15 protein-coding genes and 1 riboswitch are annotated in these 20,499 nt (G+C 71.2%); of the genes, 4 read left to right on the plus strand and 11 right to left on the minus strand.

What is annotated here, in order from left to right; genetic code table 11:
• Positions 1-4: 4 nt before the first annotated feature.
• A complete protein-coding gene (locus tag ADK66_RS11805; RefSeq protein WP_053654324.1) occupies positions 5-541 on the minus strand; it encodes a hypothetical protein in 537 nt (178 codons plus the stop codon).
• An 86-nt stretch (positions 542-627) separates the two neighbouring features.
• Positions 628-2,442, minus strand: coding sequence for a glycerol-3-phosphate dehydrogenase/oxidase (locus ADK66_RS11810; RefSeq protein WP_197281504.1), 1,815 nt, complete (start codon positions 2,440-2,442; stop codon positions 628-630).
• Positions 2,443-2,521: 79 nt separating this feature from the next.
• On the opposite strand from ADK66_RS11810, the gene ADK66_RS11815 reads away from it, so the two are divergent.
• From ADK66_RS11815 to ADK66_RS11825, 3 genes are all read left to right on the plus strand, one after another.
• Positions 2,522-5,155, plus strand: a complete 2,634-nt coding sequence (locus tag ADK66_RS11815) for a S8 family serine peptidase (protein WP_053654328.1) — start codon at positions 2,522-2,524, stop codon at positions 5,153-5,155.
• Positions 5,156-5,270: 115 nt separating this feature from the next.
• Positions 5,271-6,209 carry a GNAT family N-acetyltransferase gene (locus ADK66_RS11820; protein ID WP_053654330.1) on the plus strand — a complete coding sequence of 313 codons (939 nt, stop codon included), beginning with the start codon at positions 5,271-5,273 and terminating at the stop codon, positions 6,207-6,209.
• Positions 6,210-6,296: 87 nt separating this feature from the next.
• The gene (locus ADK66_RS11825; RefSeq protein WP_053654332.1) at positions 6,297-6,536 is read left to right on the plus strand and encodes a hypothetical protein; all 240 of its coding nucleotides are present in this window, start codon (positions 6,297-6,299) and stop codon (positions 6,534-6,536) included.
• A 70-nt stretch (positions 6,537-6,606) separates the two neighbouring features.
• Here the strand turns inward: ADK66_RS11825 and groL are convergent, their stop codons facing one another.
• From groL to ADK66_RS11840, 3 genes are all read right to left on the minus strand, one after another.
• Complete coding sequence (groL, locus tag ADK66_RS11830) at positions 6,607-8,229, minus strand: chaperonin GroEL (RefSeq protein ID WP_053654334.1); 1,623 nt, start codon at positions 8,227-8,229, stop codon at positions 6,607-6,609.
• 271 nt (positions 8,230-8,500) lie between these two features.
• Positions 8,501-9,778 (minus strand): hypothetical protein, encoded by a 1,278-nt coding sequence (locus ADK66_RS11835; protein WP_053654336.1) that lies wholly within the window; start codon positions 9,776-9,778, stop codon positions 8,501-8,503.
• Positions 9,779-9,907: 129 nt separating this feature from the next.
• The gene (locus tag ADK66_RS11840; protein ID WP_053654337.1) at positions 9,908-10,111 is read right to left on the minus strand and encodes a cold-shock protein; all 204 of its coding nucleotides are present in this window, start codon (positions 10,109-10,111) and stop codon (positions 9,908-9,910) included.
• Positions 10,112-10,470: 359 nt separating this feature from the next.
• On the opposite strand from ADK66_RS11840, the gene ADK66_RS11845 reads away from it, so the two are divergent.
• Entirely contained in the window at positions 10,471-11,031 is a 561-nt protein-coding gene (locus ADK66_RS11845) for a GNAT family N-acetyltransferase (RefSeq protein ID WP_053654340.1), read from the plus strand.
• A gap of 126 nt (positions 11,032-11,157) precedes the next feature.
• Here ADK66_RS11845 and paaN read toward each other — a convergent pair whose 3' ends face one another.
• The 6 genes from paaN to ADK66_RS11875 all read right to left on the minus strand — a co-directional run bounded on the left by paaN (position 11,158) and on the right by ADK66_RS11875 (position 20,278).
• Positions 11,158-12,831: a phenylacetic acid degradation protein PaaN gene (gene paaN / locus ADK66_RS11850; RefSeq protein WP_053654342.1), complete on the minus strand. Its 1,674-nt coding sequence runs from the start codon at positions 12,829-12,831 to the stop codon at positions 11,158-11,160.
• Between the two features lie 50 nt (positions 12,832-12,881).
• Complete coding sequence (locus tag ADK66_RS11855; RefSeq protein WP_053654344.1) at positions 12,882-13,901, minus strand: GNAT family N-acetyltransferase; 1,020 nt, start codon at positions 13,899-13,901, stop codon at positions 12,882-12,884.
• 289 nt (positions 13,902-14,190) lie between these two features.
• A complete protein-coding gene (gene thrC / locus ADK66_RS11860) occupies positions 14,191-15,477 on the minus strand; it encodes a threonine synthase (RefSeq protein ID WP_053654345.1) in 1,287 nt (428 codons plus the stop codon).
• A gap of 10 nt (positions 15,478-15,487) precedes the next feature.
• Positions 15,488-15,623, minus strand: a riboswitch (SAM riboswitch).
• A 156-nt stretch (positions 15,624-15,779) separates the two neighbouring features.
• A complete protein-coding gene (locus ADK66_RS11865; RefSeq protein WP_053654347.1) occupies positions 15,780-16,229 on the minus strand; it encodes a DoxX family protein in 450 nt (149 codons plus the stop codon).
• Positions 16,230-16,517: 288 nt separating this feature from the next.
• Positions 16,518-17,414, minus strand: a complete 897-nt coding sequence (locus ADK66_RS11870; RefSeq protein ID WP_053654349.1) for an ABC transporter permease — start codon at positions 17,412-17,414, stop codon at positions 16,518-16,520.
• Positions 17,414-20,278: an alpha/beta fold hydrolase gene (locus ADK66_RS11875; protein ID WP_053654351.1), complete on the minus strand. Its 2,865-nt coding sequence runs from the start codon at positions 20,276-20,278 to the stop codon at positions 17,414-17,416. The genes ADK66_RS11870 and ADK66_RS11875 overlap by 1 nt, the downstream gene beginning before the upstream one ends.
• Positions 20,279-20,499 lie beyond the last annotated feature (221 nt).

The raw sequence follows: 20,499 nt of genomic DNA on the forward strand, positions 1-20,499 counted from the left end.
TGGATCAGCCCTCGACCTCGGCCGGGGTCGCCTGGGTGAGCAACAGCAGGATCTCCCCCGCCACTGTCGTGCGCTCCTCACCCGGGCAGTCCTGCGAGGTGATCAGCCCGGAGGAGGTGAGCAGGCTCGAGGTGAGCGCGTCGATGCAGGTCGTCCGGTACCGCCGGACCTGGTCGGTCTCGTTGGCCAGCGCCGGATCGGCCAGCAGCACCTGAAGCCGTGCGGTCTGCTCCGGCGCGAGCCTGCCCCGCGAGGTGACCCCGTCGCCGGCACAGTCGAGGCACCGCCAACTGCCGTCCCGCTCGACGCTCAGGGTGCGCAGCGGACCATCCGCGCCGAGCCGTTGCAGCAGGCTGACCTGTCCCACGGCGACAGTTGTCGGGATCTCGGGCTCCGACCCACCCGCCGCCGTACCGGCTGGTGGTTGCGCGGCCGGCCCGGCGGAGGCATCCCTGTCGAAAAGCGAACAACCGGTCAGGACGCTGGTGAGCACCGCGGCGAGCAGGAGCGGAAGTAGTCGGGAGTGCGCACGGTAAGGCACGCGCGGAACCTACCCCACCGTCGGTAGGGTCCGAAACCGCCATTGGGGGGAGAATCGATAGTTACCCCTTGGTAACGTATTTTTCATCACCGAGCGGACGGACGCAACTCTGCCTGATCATCGCCACCCCGATCCGCGGCGTAACCCCTGACGTCCGGTGCGCCCAACCGTGCCGCGTCGGCGGCGGCGTCGTCAGGCATCAACTGGGACTGCCGCTCCGCCTGCACCCGCACGCGGTAGTGCTCGACCTCGCGGGCCCGGGTCGCCGCGTCCCAACCGAGCACACCGCCCATCAGCTCGGCGGCGTGCTCCGCCGACTCCAGGCCACGGTGACTCGTCTCGAAGGAGATCCGGGTCCGCCGGGTCAGGACATCCTCCAGGTGCAGCGCACCCTCGGCCCGAGCCGCGTACGCGACCTCGGCGGCCAGGTACTCCGGAGCCCCGGCCAGCGGTGACGCGAGCAACGGATCGGCGTCGATCATGGCGAGCAGGTCCAGTGTGAGGCTGCCGTACCGCTCGAGCAGGTGCTCCAGGACACCCACCGGCACACCGTGCCGGCGCGCCAGGTCGGCACGGTCGCGCCACAGCGCCGGATAGCCGTCCGCGCCGAGCAGCGGCAGATCGGCGGTACGCGACGCACGGCCGCCACCCAACCGGCGTACCGCCCTGTCGACAACGTCCGAGGCCATCACCCGGTACGTCGTGTACTTGCCCCCGGCAACAAGCATCAGCCCGAGCATCGGCTCGAACACGGCGTGCTCGCGGGAGAGCTTCGAGGTCGAGTCGGCCTCACCGGCCAGCAACGGCCGCAGCCCGGCGTAGACGCCCTCGATGTCGGCGGTGGTCAACGGCCTGTCGAGCACGGTGTTCACCTGCTGCAACAGGTACTCGATGTCGCTGGCCGAGGCCGCCGGGTGGGACCTGTCCAGTCGCCAGTCGGTGTCGGTGGTGCCGATGATCCAGTGCCCGCCCCACGGGATGACGAAGAGCACCGAGCGCGCCGTACGCAGGATGAGCCCCGTCTCACCGGTGATCGCCGAGCGCGGCACCACCAGGTGCACCCCCTTCGAGGCGCGTACCCGGATGCCGGGCCGCAGTCCCACGTCGTTGAGCATCCGGGACATGTCGTCGCTCCACACGCCGGTGGCGGCGATCACCGTACGGGCCTGCACCTCGAACTCGGCATCCGGCGACCCGGCCGGCGCCTCAAGGTCACGCACCCGGACGCCGGTGACCTCCCGCGCCTGCCGGATCAACCCGACAGCACGGGTGCTGCTGACCACCGTGGCGCCGAGGCTGGCGGCGGTACGGGCCAGGGTGACCACCAGCCGGGCGTCGTCGACCTGCCCGTCGTAGTAGCGGATCGCCCCGGCCAGCGCATCGGCCCGCAGGCTCGGGAAGATCCGCCGAGCACCCTCCCGGGTCAGGTGCCGGTGCAGCGGCATGCCTCGGCCACCGCCGAAGAGACCAGCGAACGCGTCGTACGTGGCCACACCGGCGCCGTAGTACGAGCGGCGGAAGATCCGGGCGGGCAGGTCCCGCAGACCTCGACCCGCCGGCAGCGGCACCAGGAACGGCACCGGGCGAACGAGGTGTGGCGCGAGCCGGGTCGCCAGCAGACCGCGCTCGGTAAGCGCCTCGTGGACCAGGTGGAACTCCAACTGCTCCAGGTAGCGCAGCCCGCCGTGGATCAGTTTGCTGGAACGGCTGGACGTGCCGGAGGCGAGATCGCGTGCCTCGACCAGGGCGACCTTGAGCCCTCGGGACGCCGCGTCCAGAGCCGCGCCCGCACCTGTCACTCCGCCTCCGATGACCAGCACGTCGAAGCGTTCCGCGCGCAGTCGGCGCAGGTCAGCGGTGCGGCGGGCCGGGGAGAGCTGTCCGGCGACCGATCGGGAGATGTTGGGGTCACGCACCCGTCCACCGTAACCGCCGTGGTCACCGGTCGACATGCGGCGCTCGCCCCGTACTGTGCGAGTCATGCAGGTCGGCTCTGCGTCACCCGCTGGTCAACCACCGCCCTACCAGCCGTGGGCGGCGCCCCGGCCCAGCCCGTGGCCGGTCGTCGCGGCCGTGCTGGCGGGCTGCTGGACGGTAGCGGTCACCGTGGGAACCCAGGCCGGTGGCTGGGTCACCGACCAGGTGCTGCTGGCCTTCGGGCTGGACCGGGTCGGCTGGCTCTGGCCGGTGCTGGGTCTGGCAACCGTCGTGCTGGTGGGCACACCCGCCCTGCTGTTGACCGTGTTGCCCCGCTCTGCCGCGGTCCGGGCCACCGGATGGGTCTGGCTGGTCGCCGCGCTGGCCAGTGGGGTGTTCACTGTGCTGCGGGTAGTGCCGCCGGTGCACCACGAGGCGTACCTCGCCGGGCTTGCCGGCTCGGCGCTGCTCGGCGCGTTCGCCGTGCGCTGGTCGGCGCGCCGTCGGGCGTACCCCAGGGTTTCCAACCCCATCGCCGGCGCGGCGCCCCACGGAGAAAGCGACGCCACGCGGCCCGAGGTCGCCGACGCCGCTCCCCACGGCGACGTTCACAGCGCGCGGCCCGAGGTCGCCGACGCCGCTCCCCACGGCGACAGCCACACCGCGCGGCCCGAGGTCGGCGGCGTCGCGGAGCCGGTCGGGCGGCGGCGGGAGTCGCGCCGCCCCGGGCCGGTGCCGCTGCTCGCGGTCGCCGCCGGCTTGGCGCTGCTGCTGCCGTGGGTCTGGCTGGGCGCGCTCGGCGGGCTGCTGGAGACGGTGCTCGCCGTGCTGGCGGCAGCCGCAGTGGGTGTGCTGGCCGCGACGCTGTTCGACGCTGCGTTCTGGTCGACGTTCGCTGTCGGTAGGCCGCCCCGCCCAACCCGGTTGGTGCTTGTCGGTGGGCTGGTAGCCGGGGTGGCGTTGCTGCTGCTGGCTGCCGGCGTCGGTCAGTCCGGTGCGCAGTTGCCCGCCCTGCTGACCCTGCCACCTGCGGGTTTCGCGTTGGCCGCGCTGTGGGCGGCGACCTGGCGACCTACCGCCGACCCGGCCGACGCCACGCACGCCGGTCGGGCCGCGACCGGGTGGCTGGTGGGCCTGGCCGTGCTCGGCCCGCTGGCGTTCACCGACCCGGAAGAGATCAGCCTGCTGCTGGTCGGCACCCGCGACGTGCCGTACTGGGTGGCGGTCGCCGCTGGTGCCGGGCTCGCCGTCGCGGTCCTGGTCGCCATCGGGTACGCGGTGCTGCTCGCCCGGCCGAAGGCACGCACCCCGAGCCGCCGGGTCGCGGCGGTGGCAGCCGTGGTGCTGCTGGTGACGGCGGTCGTCGTGGACGTCGGCCCCGGCCAGCCCGGCCTGCACGGCGAGCGGCTGCTCGTGGTCCTGCGCGAGCAGGCCGACCTGAGCGACCTGCCGGCCGCCACGCCTGGGAGGGCCGGGCGGGACGCGCGGGCGGTGGAGGTCTACCGGCGGCTGGTGGCCACCGCCGAGCGGACCCAGGCCGACCTGCGCCGCGACGTCAACCGGCTACGACTCGACCCCGTCTCGTACTACCTGGTGAACGCCGTGGAGGTGGATGGCGGCCCGTTCGTGCGGGCCTGGCTGGCCCGGCGGCCCGAGGTGGCCCGTGTACTGGTCAGCCAACAACTGCGACCGCTGCCCGCCCCGGCGGGACAGACCCGGGGCACCGCACCGGCGCCCACCGGCCCGGAGTGGAACATCAGGCAGATCGGCGCCGACAAGGTCTGGTCGCAGCTCGGGGTGACCGGCTCGGGCATCGTGGTCGGCAGCTCCGATTCCGGTGTGGACGGTGGCCATCCGGCGCTGCGAGCCGGGTTCCGTGGCGGGGACGACTCCTGGTACGACCCGTGGAACGGCACCCGCACCCCCACCGACAAGGGCGGGCACGGCACCCACACGACCGGTAGCGCTGTGGGACGGGCCGGCGTCGGGGTGGCCCCGGACGCGCAGTGGGTCGGCTGCGTCAACCTGGACCGCAACCTGGGTAGCCCCGGGCACTACCTGGACTGCCTCCAGTTCATGCTGGCCCCCTTCCCGGCCGGCGGCGACCCGTTCACCGACGGCCGCCCGGAACGCGCACCGCAGGTGCTTACCAACTCGTGGGGCTGCCCGCCCATCGAAGGCTGCGACCCGGCTGCGCTGCTGCCGGCCGCCACGGCGCTCGATGCCGCAGGCATCTTCGTGGTCGCCGCAGCTGGCAACACCGGCCCGTGGTGCGCGTCGATCGACGACCCGCCCGCGCCGTACGCGAGCGTGCTGACCGTGGGTGCTGTCGACGCGCAGGGGCGGGTGGCCGAGTTCTCCTCGCGCGGACCGGTTCCGGGCGGCGACGGCAAGCCGGATGTGGTGGCGCCGGGGGTGGGTGTGGTGTCGGCAATGCCCGGCGGCGGCTACGCGGCGCTGGACGGCACGTCGATGGCGACCCCGCAGGTCGCGGGAGTGGTCGCGCTCATGTGGTCGGCGAACCCGGCGCTGGTCGGTGACCTGCCCCGGACCCGGCAGATCCTGCGCGACACTGCCACACCGGTGACGACGACCTACCGTTCCGGCAACCCGGCCGACGCCTGCGGCGGCGCGGCCAACGTTACGGGCGCGGGGCAGGTCGATGCCTTCGCTGCTGTCCGCGCCGCCCAGCCCTAAGGAAGGGCACCTTATTAACGCCTGGTGTATAGGAAGGGGCCCTTCCTAACGCGGTGGGCGGGAACGCGGCGGGCGGGAACGCGGCACGACGCGCGGTGATCTAGGGTCGGCCACCATGACCGCCGAGATCGTCGTCACCGAGCTGACTCCCGACCTGGCTCCCAGCGTGGTACGCCTCTGCGCACAGGCTCTCGACCTGGCGGAGGACGCCACCGAGGCGGCAGCCATCGTGGACGTGCTGTGGCCCCGGGCCGCCACAGCCGGCCGGCCGGTGGTCGGGCTGGGCGCGTACCAGGGTGCTGACCTGGTCGGCGTGCTGCTCTGCTCGGTGTCGTCGAGCGACCCGTCCCTCGGGCACGTCGACCTGGTGGCCGTGCTGCCGGAGCAGCGTCGCCGAGGTGTCGGTCGCGCGCTCCTGAGGCGGGCCGAGCGGGTGCTCGCCGAACGCGGCGCGACCGAGGTGCTGCTTGCCGGCAACCCGCCGTACTACGCGTGGCCGGGCATCGACGTCCGCTACACGCCGGCGATCTGTGCCGCCCTCGCGCTGGGCTACCGGCAGGACCGGACCGCCTGGAACATGACGGCCGACCTGTCGTACGACGGTTCGCCGGCACTGCGGTCCACCGAGGCGGCGGAGCGGCGGCTTGCCGAGCAGGGCGTCACCGTACGCCGGGCGGAGCCGGCGGACCTGCCGGCGCTGACCGAGTTCGCCCGGTCCACCTTCGGCGGCACGTGGGACGGCGAGTTGGCAGGGTCGGTGGGTCGCGAGGGCGCCGGTTGCCACATTGCGGAGCGGGACGGCGAGGTGCTCGGTTTCGCCGCGTACGGGTCGTCCCGTCCGAGTTGGTTCGGGCCGATGGGCACCGCGCCGGCTGCTGCGGGTTCGGGCATCGGCGGGGTCCTGCTGCGGCGTTGCCTGCGTGACCAGCGGGCGGCAGGGCTGGACCGGGCGCAGATCGGCTGGGTGGGGCCGGTGCCGTTCTACTCGGGCAGCGCGGGTGCCCGGATCGAGCGGGTCTTCTTCCTGTACCGGCGGACACTCGATGTCGGTTAAAGGGCGAACAGGATATAGATCCATATAACGCGATTCGCCCGCATCGGTGATCGACACCCCCTACCGTTTCGGTAAGAGGAGGCAGCCATGACCACGGATGATGACCAGACCGAGGACGGCCCGCCGATCACCTGGAAGCCTGTCGCCGAACTGCCCGGCCAACTGCCGTTCGACAGGCTCGACTACGGCGACGCCGAGCAACTGGCCGAGATGACCACCGACGACCCGGCGGCGGAGTCGCACGAGATGGTGGACGCGCCGATCCACCTGCCTCCGCCATACGACCAGGCGAAGAAGCGGCGCAACCAGCGGCCACTGCCCACCTGACGACAAGGGCCAAACGACGAACGGGGCGGACCGCGTCAGCGGCCCGCCCCGTTCCGTGTCGGAACTGGACTCAGAAGTCCATCTCTCCGCCACCCGGGCCAGCCGGGGCAGCCGGGTGCTTCTCCGGCTTGTCCGCGACAACAGCCTCGGTGGTGAGGAAGAGCGCCGCGATGGAGGCGGCGTTCTGCAGCGCCGAGCGAGTCACCTTGGCCGGGTCGATGATGCCCGCGGCCAGCAGGTCGACGTACTCGCCGTTGGCGGCGTTGAGGCCGTGACCCGCTTCGAGGTTACGGACCTTCTCCACCACGACGCCGCCCTCGAGGCCGGCGTTGACGGCGATCTGCCGCAGCGGGGCGTCCAGCGCGACCTTGACGATGTTGGCACCGGTCGCCTCGTCGCCGACCAGGTCCAGCTTGTCGAAGGCGGTCTTGCCGGCCTGCACCAGCGCGACGCCACCACCCGGGACGATGCCCTCCTCGACGGCCGCCTTCGCGTTGCGAACGGCGTCCTCGATGCGGTGCTTGCGCTCCTTGAGCTCGACCTCGGTGGCCGCGCCGACCTTGATCACCGCGACGCCACCGGCCAGCTTGGCCAGCCGCTCCTGCAGCTTCTCACGGTCGTAGTCGGAGTCGCTCTTGTCGATCTCGGCCCGGATCTGGTTGACCCGACCCTGGATCTGCTCGGCGTCACCGGCACCGTCGACGATCGTGGTCTCGTCCTTGGTCACCACGACCTTGCGGGCGCGGCCCAGCATGTCGAGGCCGACGGCGTCGAGCTTGAGGCCAACCTCCTCGCTGATGACCTGACCACCGGTGAGGATGGCGATGTCGGCGAGCATGGCCTTGCGGCGGTCACCGAAGCCCGGCGCCTTGACGGCGACCGACTTGAAGGTGCCCCGGACCTTGTTGACGACAAGGGTGGCCAGGGCCTCGCCCTCGATGTCCTCGGCGATGATCAGCAGCGACTTGCCCGACTGCATGACCTTCTCGAGGATCGGGAGCAGGTCCTTGACCGACGAGATCTTGCTGTTGACGATCAGGAGGTAGGGGTCGTCGAAGACGGCCTCCATGCGCTCCGGGTCGGTCATGAAGTAGGCCGAGATGTAGCCCTTGTCGAAGCGCATGCCCTCGGTGAGCTCAAGCTCCAGCCCGAAGGTGTTGCTCTCCTCGACGGTGATGACGCCTTCCTTGCCGACCTTGTCCATCGCCTCGGCGATGATCTCGCCGACGGTGCTGTCACCGGCGGAGATGGAGGCGGTGGAGGCGATCTGCTCCTTGGTCTCGACGTCCTTGGCGAGCTTGGACAGCTCCTCCGAGACGCTCGCGACAGCAGCCTCGATGCCCCGCTTCAGGGCCATCGGGTTGGCGCCAGCGGCCACGTTGCGCAGACCCTCGCGAACCAGAGCCTGGGCCAGGACGGTCGCCGTCGTCGTGCCGTCACCGGCAACGTCGTCGGTCTTCTTGGCGACCTCCTTGACCAGCTCGGCGCCGATCTTCTCGTACGGGTCCTCGAGCTCGATCTCCTTGGCGATGCTCACACCATCGTTGGTGATGGTGGGGGCACCCCACTTCTTCTCGAGCACCACGTTGCGGCCCTTCGGGCCGAGGGTCACCTTTACGGCGTCGGCGAGCTGGTTCATGCCTCGCTCGAGGCCGCGGCGAGCCTCTTCGTCGAACGCGATCATCTTGGCCATACGGCGTTGTCCTCCTGGACACTCACGGGCCACCCGAGATTGTGCCCCGGATGGGCCGCCTGGTGTACGCACCTTGGGACGTCGCCACCTGGCGACGACGACGTCCTTCGGCCGGGCCGGATAGCCCGCGACGACCGGCCATGTGCCGCCCCGGTGTCTCCACACCGGTGCAACCTGGCCCCACCGTCCCGACCATTGGCACTCACAGTGTGCGAGTGCCAATGCCTTTTTTAGCACTCTCACCTGCCGAGTGCAAGCACGATGGGGCCGCTCAGCCGAGTTCCGCGGCCAGTCCGGCGCTGTTCACCGGCCCCTCATGGGCCCGCTGCTCGGTGTACGTGACCAGCAGGCCGACCAGCTGGACGAGGTAGGCCGGCAGGGCCAGGACCGAGGTGACCGCGATCACGACCACCACGCCCACTGCGGAGCCCGGCGACCCGAATGGATCCGTACCGAAGGGGGCGGTGCCCACCGACTCCAGGGCACCGGAGATCAAGCTGACGACGAGCACCACGCCGCCCACCAGCGCCACCCGGCCGAGCATCATCCCGAACCGGTCGTGGAACATCCGGAACGACCGGCCGATCGGGTTCTGCCGTTCGAAGAGGTAGACCGGGCCGGCCATGCTCAGCGCAAACGCCAGATAGATGCCGGGCAGTACGCAGAGACAGATACCCACGCCGACGAGCAGGCCCGTCACCAGCGTCCAGCCCCACAGGCCGAGCGCCCGGCGTACGCCGTACCCCAGCGCCGCGTCGAGGCTGGCCGGCCTGCCGGCGGCCTGCTGGGTGATCACCCAACTGCCTGCGGCCCACCCGATGGCCTGCACCGCACCGATGAGCAGGCTGCCGACGATCAGCACCACGGCGAAGGTCAACAGCTCTGTACCGAAGTTGTCCGGCAGCCCGGCAGCCGGGTCAGGGGGCTGCGTGTCCCACCCGGCTGACGGGTCCAGGGCCAGCGAGATGATCGCCAGGGCGGCTGCGGGCAGCACCTGGGTGAGCAGCAGAATCGGCACCAACTGCCGCCAGCCCCGCCGCAGCCCGCCGTTGAACCGTTGAAGCCAGCCCGGAAGACCGGCACCCGGTGGCGTGACCAGCGGGTCGTTGGGGTCGATGCCGGGTGGGTACCAGCCGACCTGCGGCCCCGGATACCAGTACTGGCCGCCGTAGGGACCAGCGCCGGGCGGGTAGCCGCCGGTGGGCGGGAAGACCCAGCCCTGCGGGGGTGGACCGGCCTGCGGACCCCAGCCGGCCTGCGGGTCACCCCAGCCCTGCGGCGGCGGACCGACCTGCGAACCCCCGCCCGCCTGCGGGTCACCCCAGCCCGCCGGCTGACCCCACCCACCCTGCGGGGCACCCCACCCTGGCGGCGGGCCGGCGGGCAGCTGACCTGCCGGTTGGCCCCAGCCACCCTGGGCGGCGTCCCACCCGGGCTGCTGACCGGGGTACGCGCCGGATGTGGGCGTCGCACCGGGCTGGAGCGGATCGGACGGACCCGGCTCCCCCGGCCCGATGGGCGGGTTGGGCGGGGGCGGCTGGTCAGTCATGAACCCTCCTCAGCATTGGCTGGAACGGTTCACGATCTTCCCGGGTGGGCTTCGTCGGCGCAGCCCCGACCCGCCGACGACCGGGCACGATTCAGCGCCCGGCCGGGCGGATGGGGTGCGGGGCTGCGCTCAGGCGACGACGCGCACGTGCTCGGCCTGCGGACCCTTCTGACCCTGGGCGATCTCGAACTCCACCCGCTGACCGTCGTCCAGCGCCTTGTAGCCGTCCATCTCGATCGCGGAGAAGTGGACGAACACGTCCTGACCGCCGTCGACGGCAATGAAGCCGTAGCCCTTTTCGGCGTTGAACCACTTCACGGTGCCCTGTGCCACGGTGCACTTCCTCACTCTGCGCGGCGTTGCCTGGCCCCGGCGCACGGCAGGGCCGGACGCCTCCGGCCCACCGCTTCAGCGATCGACGACGGCCGCTGAAGGGGGTGACCGAAATCGCACGCTACACGAGGAGTGACGGCCGCGCACGACCACAAATCGGGCATATTCCTGACCCTTCCCTCAGCACGCCTGACGGTGGCGACAACCCCCGCTTGATTTACGCCCGTCGTTGCGCAGGTGGCCGCTGCCGACCCTGATCAACCACCGCGGGATGCGCGTGGGCGTGCCGAGGATCCAGGTGGGAACGGGCCAGGCGCGGTCCGGAAAACGGCTTCTGCCCCTGTGGTAGGCATGCAGACATGACCACCGACACCGACTCGGCCGCCGTTCGACAGGCGAAGATCCGTCGGGTCCGGCCGGAGGATGCCGGCCGGATGCGGGCCCTGCGCCTGGAGATGCTCGCCGACGCGCCGTTGGCCTTCCTGGAGACCCTGGCGGAAGCGGCGGCCCGGCCGCACGCCGAGTACGCGGCCCGGATCGCGTACACCTCGATCGGGTCCGACACCGCGCAGTTCGTCGCCGATCCCGGAGGTCGGCTGGTCGGGCACGCCGGTGGCACTGTGGCGCCGCGCGAGGCCGACCTGACAGTGATCTACGCGGTCTATGTCACGCCGACCTGGCGGGGCAGCGGCCTGCTCGGTGATCTGATCGACGAGGTGGCGGCCTGGTCGCTGGCCTGCGGTCGGCCGGAGTTGATGCTTGAGGTGGTGGTCGGCAACGACCGCGCCTGTCGCGCCTATCAGCGGCTGGGCTTCAAGGACACCGGGGTACGCGTGCCCCACCCCACGATCCCGGCCCTGACCGAACTACAGATGCGCCGCCCCGCCAAACTGCCACTGCAAAACCGCGTGCTGATCTGACCACCCAAGCAGGCTTCGACAAGCGTGCCCACAAAGGGTTTCCGGGGCAGCCCGACCCGCGCAGGGATCAAGCCTGACCGCCCGGAGCGGGTCGGGCTGCCCCGGAAACCCCAACCGCAACCACAATCAGACGTGACGCCGCGACTGCACCACCCGGAACCGGTTGGCGACATAAGCCCCGTCGGTCAGCGCCGAGTTGGCCGCCGCGTTCGCCCCGCTGCCGTGGAAGTCGGAGAACGCCGCGGACTGGTTCACGAAAACCCCACCGGTCAGGTTGCAGGACAGGTGCACCCCGACGTCGACGGCCACCGCCTCGGCGGCGTCCAGCACTGCTTCGTCGGTCGAGTAGACCGCCGCCGTGAGCGCGCCCTTCTCGCCGACGGTCCGGCGCATCAGCTCCAGGCTGTGCGCCGTGGAGTCGGTCGCGATGGCGAACGAGATGGGCCCGAACCACTCCCGGCCGTAGGTGTCCGCGTCGTCCGCGGCCAGCTTCACGATCGTCGGGGTACGCACCACGGCGTCGGCGTACGACGGGTGCGCGACGGCCCGCGACTCCAGGATGGGCTCGCCGACCTTTGTCACCTCGGCCAGCCGCTCCAGCACGCCGTCGTTGACGATGGCGCCGGTCAGCTCGACGCCCCGCGCCGGGTCGGCGGTGAGCTTGCCGACCGCCGCGGCGATGCCGCCGGCCACCTCGTCGAAGCTCTTGTGGCCCTGGTCGGTCTCGATGCCACCGGCCGGGATGAGGATGTTCTGCGAGGTGGTGCACATCTGGCCGCTGTAGAGGGTCAGCGTGAAGCCGAGGTTGCGGCACATGCCGGCGAAGTCGTCGGTGGAGTCGATCACCACCGTGTTCAGCCCGGCCTTCTCGGTGTAGACCGACGCCTGCCGGGCGTGCGTCTCCAGCCAGTCGCCGTACTCGGTGGACCCGGTGAAGTCGACGATCTTCACGGACCGGTGCAGGGCCAGGTCGCTGGCTAGCTTTTCGCCAGGCGCCTCGGCGGCCAGCAGGATCAGGTTCGGGTCGAAGCCGGCCTCGGCGAGCACCTCCCGGGCGTACTTCACTGTGACGGCCAGGGGCAGCACCGCGCGCGGGTGCGGCTTGACGATCACCGGGTTGCCGGTGACGAGCGAGGCGAACAGCCCGGGGTACGAGTTCCACGTCGGGAAGGTGTTGCAGCCGATCACCAGCGCCACTCCACGGGGCACCACGTGGAAGGTCTTCGTCATCCGCAGCGGGTCGCCCTTGCCCGCGGGCTTCTCCCAACCGGCCGTCTGCGGGTGCCGGGTCATCTCGGCGTACGCGTACGCCAGCGACTCCAGCGCCCGGTCCAGCGCGTGCGCGCCGCCGGCCTGGAAGGCCATCACGAACGCCTGCCCGCTGGTGAACTGCACAGCGTTGGCAAGCTCGAAGATGTGCTTGTGCAACCGGTCGAGGATCTCCAGGCAGACGCCCACCCGGGCCTGCGGGCCGGCGTCACGCCAGGCCGGCAGCGCCGTCGAGGCAGCCCTGATCAGCTCGTCGGTGCCGGCGTGCGGGTAGCGCACGGCCAACTCCACACCGAACGGGCTCGCCTCGGTGGAGATCCGCCGGCCCGTGCCGGGCTGGTCGAGGGGGAAGTCCCCACCGAGGTACGCCTCGAAGGCGGCCTTGCCGTCGGCGGCGGCGGTCTCGCCGTACACCCGGGGGCTTGGGGATTCTGGGTACGCGGACCAGTAGCCCCGCTCCGTGATCGCGGTCAGCGCACGGTTGAGGGTGTCGGCGTGCCTGTCGTACAGGGGATGCGGGGTCTCCGTCATGCCGCCATCATGCCTGAGGACCCCGCACGAGCAGTAGCGCCGATCGCCCGTCAGAGGGTGAGCTGCCAGTTGTTCCAGGAGTCCACCGGGCGGAAGCCGAGCCGCTCGTTGATCGCCACCATGTAACTGTTGCTTGCCGCGTTGAAGGTGTCGACGACGCGTACCGCCGGCTCGTGGGTGAGCAGGTGATGCAGATTTTCGATCTTGGCGAGCAGACCGAGCCGGTGCCCACGGTGAGCGGGGTCGACGATGGTGATCTGCTGGAAGGCGTGCCAGTCTGCGCTGGCGCCCACGTCGAGCAGGGTCCAGGCGACAAGCCGACCGGACGCCTCGTGTCGCATCCCGAGGTGGTAGCGCCGCCGGCCCCTGGCCTCCAACGCCCGGTCGGTGCCCCGGATGCGTTCGGCGTCGACCTGCTCCGGCTCCCACTGCACGTCGCCCATTGGCGCGTCGATGAGCAGTCGGCCGTCCAGATAGGCGATGTCCGCCAGGTACTCCGTCGGGGTCGCACCCTGCCAGGTGACGGACTGATAGCCCTCGGCCATGGTGTGGGCCTCGGCGAGCGCAGCGCGCAGCGCGACCCGGTCGATGCTGTCGATGTCGAGTCGGCGACGCACGTCGACAAGCGCGGCCTGGGCTCCTATCGTGGCGGCGAACGCGTCACCCGCCACTGATCGGGGCGGCCCGTCGGGCATCGTGGAGACGGTCATCCCGACCACCCGCTTGCGTCCGTGCTCGCGCAGCAGGCGTACCCCGTACTCGTGCAGTGCCCGGCCGACGCCGCGACGCCGCAGCTCGGGATGCACCGTCAGCTCGACTGTCGCGTTGTCGGTGTTGTCGAGCTGGGGCAGGTCCAGTTGCAGGTAGCCGGCCGGTACGCCGTCCAGCCGGGCCAGCGCCCAGAGCGACTCGGTGCCGGGCATCGGCGTGTGGAACAGCGCGTCGAAGCGACGCCGGCAGAACGGCGGGAAGTCCGGCATGTCGACGTCGTTGGCGGCCGCGCCGATCCGGTACGCCTCGTCGACAGCGGCCCGGTCGGCGCCGTCGAAGGACGCGATCGTGATGCTCATGCCGGCGAGCCTGTCACCGGGAAAAGCGATCGGGCCACCGAATTAATCCGGTGGCCCGATCGGACGTGGTCGGGAGGGACACTCGCACAACGCCTCCGGCGTTGGGTCGCAAGAACTTCAAAAGTCTCCGGCGAAATGCCCTCCCGCACGGAGCATCTTGCGCCGTCCGGTTCCTGTCGTCAAGTCCGCAGCGGCGGGTTTTCTACACTCACTGCGAAAAGCCAGTTACAGGGCGGATCGGCCCGATCCCCCGTCCGGGCGATCCCCCGCCCCCGACCGGCGGTGGACGTCAGCCGAGGAGACCGGCGTCGCGGGCGGCGCGCAGAGAGGGCTTGATGTGGTGGGTCGGGCCGACCTGACCGGCCACGGCGTCGATGGTCTTCAGCCCTTCGCCGGTGTTGAACACGACAGTCTCGGCCGTCGGGTCGAGCCGACCGGACTCGACAAGCTTGCGCAGTACCGCCACGGTGACGCCACCCGCGGTCTCGGCGAAGACCCCGGTGGTGCGGGCCAGGTCGCGGATGCCGGCACGGATCTCGTCGTCGTCGACGTACTCCATCCAGCCGCCGGTGCGACGGACCGCCTCCAGCGCGTAGAGGCCGGCGGCCGGGTCACCGATGTTGAGGGACTTGGCGATGCCTGTCGGCTTGACCGGGGTGATGGTGTCGGTGTCGGCGTGCAGCGCCGAGGCGATCGGGTTGCAGCCGGCCGACTGGGCGCCGAAGACCTTCCAGCCACCGGCCGGCGCCTCGACCAGGCCGATCTCGACAAGCTCGGAGAACGCCTTGTCAATCTTGGTGAGCAGCTCGCCGCTGGCCATCGGGATGACCACCTGGGCGGGGATCCGCCAGCCGAGCTGTTCGGCGACCTCGTAGCCGAGGGTCTTGGAGCCCTCCGCGTAGTACGGCCGGACGTTGACGTTGACGAACGCGGTGTCCTCGAACTCGTCGGTCTCGACCAGCTCGCCGCAGAGCCTGTTCACGTCGTCGTACGAGCCGTCGATGGCGACGAGTTCGCCGCCGTAGACGGCGGTGGTGATGACCTTGCCCTGTTCCAGGTCGCTGGGGATGAAGACAATCGAGGGCACCCCGGCCCGGGCGGCGTGCGCGGCCACCGAGTTGGCCAGGTTGCCTGTCGACGCGCAGGCGAACCGGGTGAAGCCGAGCGCCTTGGCGGCGGTGAGCGCCACCGACACGACCCGGTCCTTGAACGAGTGGGTGGGATTGGCGCTGTCGTCCTTGACCCAGAGCGGCGCGGTGATGCCCAGCTCGGCGGCGAGGTGCGGGGCCGCCACCAGCGGCGTCAGACCGGGGTTGACGGTGACCCGGGTGGCCGGGTCCTGACCGGCGGGCAGCAGCGCGGCGTACCGCCAGATGTTGTTCGGGCCGGCCTCGATCTGCTCGCGGGTGACGGTGGCTAGGGCGGCGGTGTCGTAGTCGACCTCCAGCGGGCCGAAACACTCGTAGCAGGCGTGCTGCGCGGCGAGCGGGTAGCGGGCCGAACAGGCGCGGCAGACCAGGGCGCGGGCGGGGCTGGCGGAGGTGTCGATGCCGGAGGCGGCGAGCGTCGACGTCATGTCGAGAGTCCTCTCATCTTTCCCCGCATCGCACGGTGCGGCAGGGACGGAATTGGCACCTGCCCCACGGGTCGCTCAGCGGTGAGCGCGCGGGGTGGTTGCCGGGGCGTCGTCGGGCCGTATCCCTCAGCCCCTCTGGATGAGGTATTCAGTTGTGCCGCCGATTCTAGGCACCGGCGGCCGTCGCATCCAGCGCTGATCCCACGCTGTGAGCTAACCGACCAGGCCAGGACGGGTGACGAGCACGGCGCGTCGCCGGGGCCGCCTCGTCGAGGCCCCGGCGACGCGCGGTGGGAGTGCGGTCAGACCGGTACCGAAGTGGGCTCGGCGATCGGCGCGGTCAGAGTGGCGGGGCGACGCCGGGCCAACAGCGAGTCGAGCGCCCAGGAGCCTGGGCCGAGCACCGCGACCAGCAGGAAGGACCAGCAGAAGAGCGCGGACAACTCACCGCCGTTCTGTAGCGGCAGCAGGCCGTCCGGCTGGTGCACGACGAAGTAGGCGTACGCCATCGAACCGGAGGCGAGAATCGCGGCCGGTCGGGTGAAGAGACCGACAAGCACCAGCGCACCGCAGATCAGCTGAATCAGCGCGGCCCACCAGCCTGGCCACGTGCCGAGGGGTATCGCCTTGCCGGTCACGGGGTTGCCGCCGAACAACCCGAAGATCGAGGACAGGCCGTGCAGCGCGAACAGCAGGCCGGTCACGATGCGGAACAGGGACAGGATCGGCCCGCCGAGCCGAGAGACGTTCATGGAACCTCCCATAGATGGATATCGATACCACCCATCATGGAGCATGAATCCATCGAAGTTAATAGATTCCTTGCTAGTGGGAAAATCCCTGCTCGGAACAAGCCGGGCGTGATCGCCTCCTGTGGGAGCGCTCCCGCAACCGACGGTACCGTTCCGCGCGCGGTCCGTACACCCTGTCGGCCTCGTCGATAGTTGCGGCGGCACGTTTCCGGCTTCCCGGAAATCGCGCATCCCACCCGACCGACGCCCCAGGAAGCGAGTCGATCGAGCGGTGGCGTCAGGTGGCCGCTACGACGTGATGTCCTTGCGGGTGAACCGCCAGAACGCCAGCCCCCAGAACAGCGTCGCGTAGCAGATCGCCGAGATGCAGCCGCGCACCACGTCGTCGGTCTGCACCGGGGTGGAGAGCAGCCCCAACCAGGCGGTGCTGAAGTGGGTGGGCAGGAAGTCGCGCAGAGCCCCCAGGGCGGTGATCTGGTCCAGGATGCTGGACAGGATCCACAGCAGCACGGCGCCACCGACAGCGCCGAGCGCGGCGTCCGTCGTCACCGACAGCAGGAACGCCAGCCCCGCCACCACCAGGAGTACGACCGCCAGGTAGCCGAGCACGGCGAGCAGCCGGAGCAGCCCTTCGGTCGGCTCCAGCTCGGCGGCGACAGTGCTGCGCAGCGGCGACCAGCCGTAGCGCAGGGTGCCGGCCACCAGCGCGGTGCCGGCCAGCAGGAGCAGGGCCAGCCCCGAGTACGCGAGCGCGACCACGAGCTTCACCGTGAGCAGCCGGGCACGGGGCACAGGGACGGCCAGCAGGTAGCGCAGACTCCCCCAGCTCGCCTCGCTGGCCACCGTGTCGCCGCAGAACAGCGCGACGACCACCACCAGCAGGAACGACGCCGACACGAAGATCGAGAACAGGGTGAAGTTGAGCCCGCCCGAGGTGGCCAGCTCGACCAGGCTGGAGAACTCGTTGCGGCCGTTGTCGTCGTCACCGCCCGAGTCGAACTGGAACGCGATCAGGATGATCAGCGGCAGCAGCACCATGAACCCGAGCGCCAGCTGGGTGCGCCGCCGGGACGCCTGCCGGCGGAACTCCGCAGCGAACGGCATGGTGGCCGACGGCCGGTAGCCCCGGGCCGCACCGGCCGGATCGGTGACGCCCGACGGCGTGTCGACGGAAGAGCCAGCCATCACCGGTCACCGCTTCCCCGAGAGTTCTCGCCCACCAGGGCGAGGAACGCGTCCTCCAGGCGGCGCCGGGGCACCACCCGGTCCACTCCGATGCCGGCGCGTACCAGCTCGGCCACCACCTCGCTGCGGGCCGTGCCGTTGGTGTCGACCACCAACTGCCCGTCGCTCTCCGGCAGCACCCGTACGCCGTGCAGGCCGTCCAGCACCTGCCGCGCCGCCACCGGGTCGCTGACATCGAACAGCACGCTCGGCGACTCCCCCACGATCTCCTCCACCGGCCCGGACGCCACGATCCGGCCCTTGTTCACCACCACCGCGTGGGTGCAGGTCTGCTCCACCTCGGCCAGCAGGTGACTGGAGACCAGCACCGCGCGCCCGTCGGTGGCGTACCGCTGGAGGACTCGGCGCATCTCGGCGATCTGCGGCGGGTCGAGCCCGTCCGTCGGTTCGTCGAGCACCAGCAACTCGGGCAACCCGAGCATGGCCTGGGCGATCGCCAGTCGTTGGCGCATGCCGTGGCTGTAGTTCTTGATCTTCCGGTGCACCGAGTCGCCCAGCCCGGCGATCTCCAACGCCGCGTCGAAGTGCGCGTCCTCCCACGGCCGCCCGGTCGCCCGCCAGTACGCCTTCAGGTTGTCCAGGCCGGACAGGTGCGGCAGGAAACCGGGCCCCTCCACGAGCGCGCCGATGCGGGAGAGCACCGGTGAGCCGGGCACCAGCCGCCGACCGAAGACGTAGATCTCACCGGCGGTCGGCTGGGTCAGCCCCATCAGCACCCGCAGGGTCGTGGTCTTACCGGCCCCGTTGGGCCCGAGCAGGCCCACCACCTGCCCCGGATGCACCTCGAAGTCGACGTTCGACACGGCCACGAAGCCGTCCGCGTACTCCTTGCGCAGGGCGCGCACGGCAAGCGGCGTGTCCGCGTACTCCGGATGCACCGAGCGGTCCTGGCGGCGGTGGCGGCGGCGGACCACTGCGACGACCACGACGAGCCCGATCGCGATGGCCGCGAGCAGGCCGGCGAGCACCCAGCGCCACACGGTCGCGGCAGTGGGGATCGCCTCTCCGTCGATCGTGGGCAGGCTCACCGCGCCGTCCACCGCAACCGTGTAGACGGTGGGCTCGGCCGGAGTGGTGTACGCCTGGTCGGACGTGGCGACCACAAGGCGCAGCCGGTGTCCGGCCTCGACACGGTGGACGATGCCGGGCAGCGTCACGGTGACCGGGCGGGCATCCTGCACCTGCTCCGGCAGACCGGTGAGCCGGACCGGCGCGACCAGCCCGTTCGACAGGGTCGCGGCGCCGTCCTTGTCGACGTCGTAGAGCTTGACGAAGAGCACCGCCTCGCCGGTCGGCGACGCGGCCCGCACTGTGACTGTGGGCGCGCCCGCCACGTCCACCGCCTCGGTCAGCGGCGTCGACTCGAACCGGGCGTGCTGGCCCGGAACGTCGCCGGCCACCCCGCCGAGCAGCGAGGTGAGCCCGCCGGCGAACGGGATCGAGGAGATCGCCGCCGGATTGCCGTTCGGCGGGTTCGCGATCGGCTGCGGCGGGCCGGCGACGGTGACCTCTCGGCGGCTGTCGCCGTCCAGGCCCGGATAGTCGGTGGCGCGGAAGCCGGTGGCGACCAGACCCCTGTCGAGCGCGTCGAAGCCGGCGATGCGCGACCAGGTGAAGTCGTCACCGGGCGCGTCGCCCTCGCCCTTGACGTAGTGGTCGAGCCACTGGACGGTCAGGAACTTCACCCGGTCCGAATCCGAGCGGGGGCCAGCGCCGCCGTCGTGACCGCCGGTGAACCAGGCGACCCGCACCGGGGTGCCGGCGGCGGCGATGCCCTTGGCGTTGGCGTCCGCCTCGCCCAGGGGAAAGAGAGTGTCCGCCTCGCCCTGCACCAGCAGGGTGGGTGCCGTGATCCGGTCCAGCACGCCCGCCGGGCTGGACCGGCGCAGCAGGTCCACGGCGGCCTGGTCGGCCTGGCCGGTGGTGGCGATCCGCAGGTACGCGGCGCAGATGTCGGCGGCGAACCGGCCGCACGCAGGGTCGGCCGCTCCGGACGGTGCGCCACCCGGACCGGTGCCCGGCCCGCTGCCCGGCCCCGGGCTGGGCGGTCCGGCCGACGCGGGTGCGCCCTCCGGCTGGGCGGCTGTCGTCCCGGAAAGCCCGGCCGGGCCGCTGCCCACGTTGCCGCCCCCGCCGAAGAAGAGGCCCGCCCAGCCCTTCTTGAACACGCCCTCGGTCGGCGAACCGCCGGTGCTCTCCGGCAGGAACGCGCGGGACAGGTCGTTCCAGGTGATCATGGGGACGATCGCGTCCACCCGCCGGTCCTGGGCGGCCAGCAGCAGCGCCAGCGCGCCACCGTACGAGCCGCCGACCACGCCTACCTTCGGATCGCCAGGAGCGTCGGTGCGCACCTCGGGCCGGTCGGCCAGCCAGTCCAGCAGCCGCTGCGCGTCGCGTACCTCGTAGTCCGGGCTGTCCAGGTGGATCTGACCACCGCTGCGACCGAAGCCCCGCGCGGTCCAGGTGAGCACCGCGTACCCGCGCCCGGCGAACTCCTCCGCGTCGGAGCGCACCGAATCCTTTGTGCCGCCGAACCCGTGCGCCAGCAGCACGGCCGGCACCTTCCGTCCGGACGAGGCGTCGTCCGGCAGGTACAGGGTGGTGTCCAGGTCGACGGGCTGGTCACCGGCCGGTCCAGAGCGGACGGTGAGCATCGCGCTCTCGGTGCGTACCCCCGATCCCTGCGGCCACACCGCCCAGGTCACGGCGGCGGCCAGCAGGACGACGACCGCCGTCGCGGCGATCGCGCGACGGCGGGTGGGCAGGGCACGCCGGAACCACGCGGCCGGCGACGGCGATCTCATGCGGCACACGGTACGGCCCCGAGCCTGAGCGCTGGCTGAGATCCGCCGTACGTCCGTTCGGTTACTCCGATCGGTGATCGAGACGGGTGCGACCGCGCAACGTCCAGCGCTGGCCAGTGAGTTGAGTTCGCATTCCGTGAATTCCGATCTTCGTCGGAAATCCACCTCGATCCCTCCATGTCACACCCGCCAATGCCACGCAGCGTGTCTACAACCCGGAC

Source organism: Micromonospora sp. NRRL B-16802 (genome assembly GCF_001279555.1).
GTDB classification, from domain to species: Bacteria; Actinomycetota; Actinomycetes; order Mycobacteriales; family Micromonosporaceae; genus Micromonospora; species Micromonospora profundi.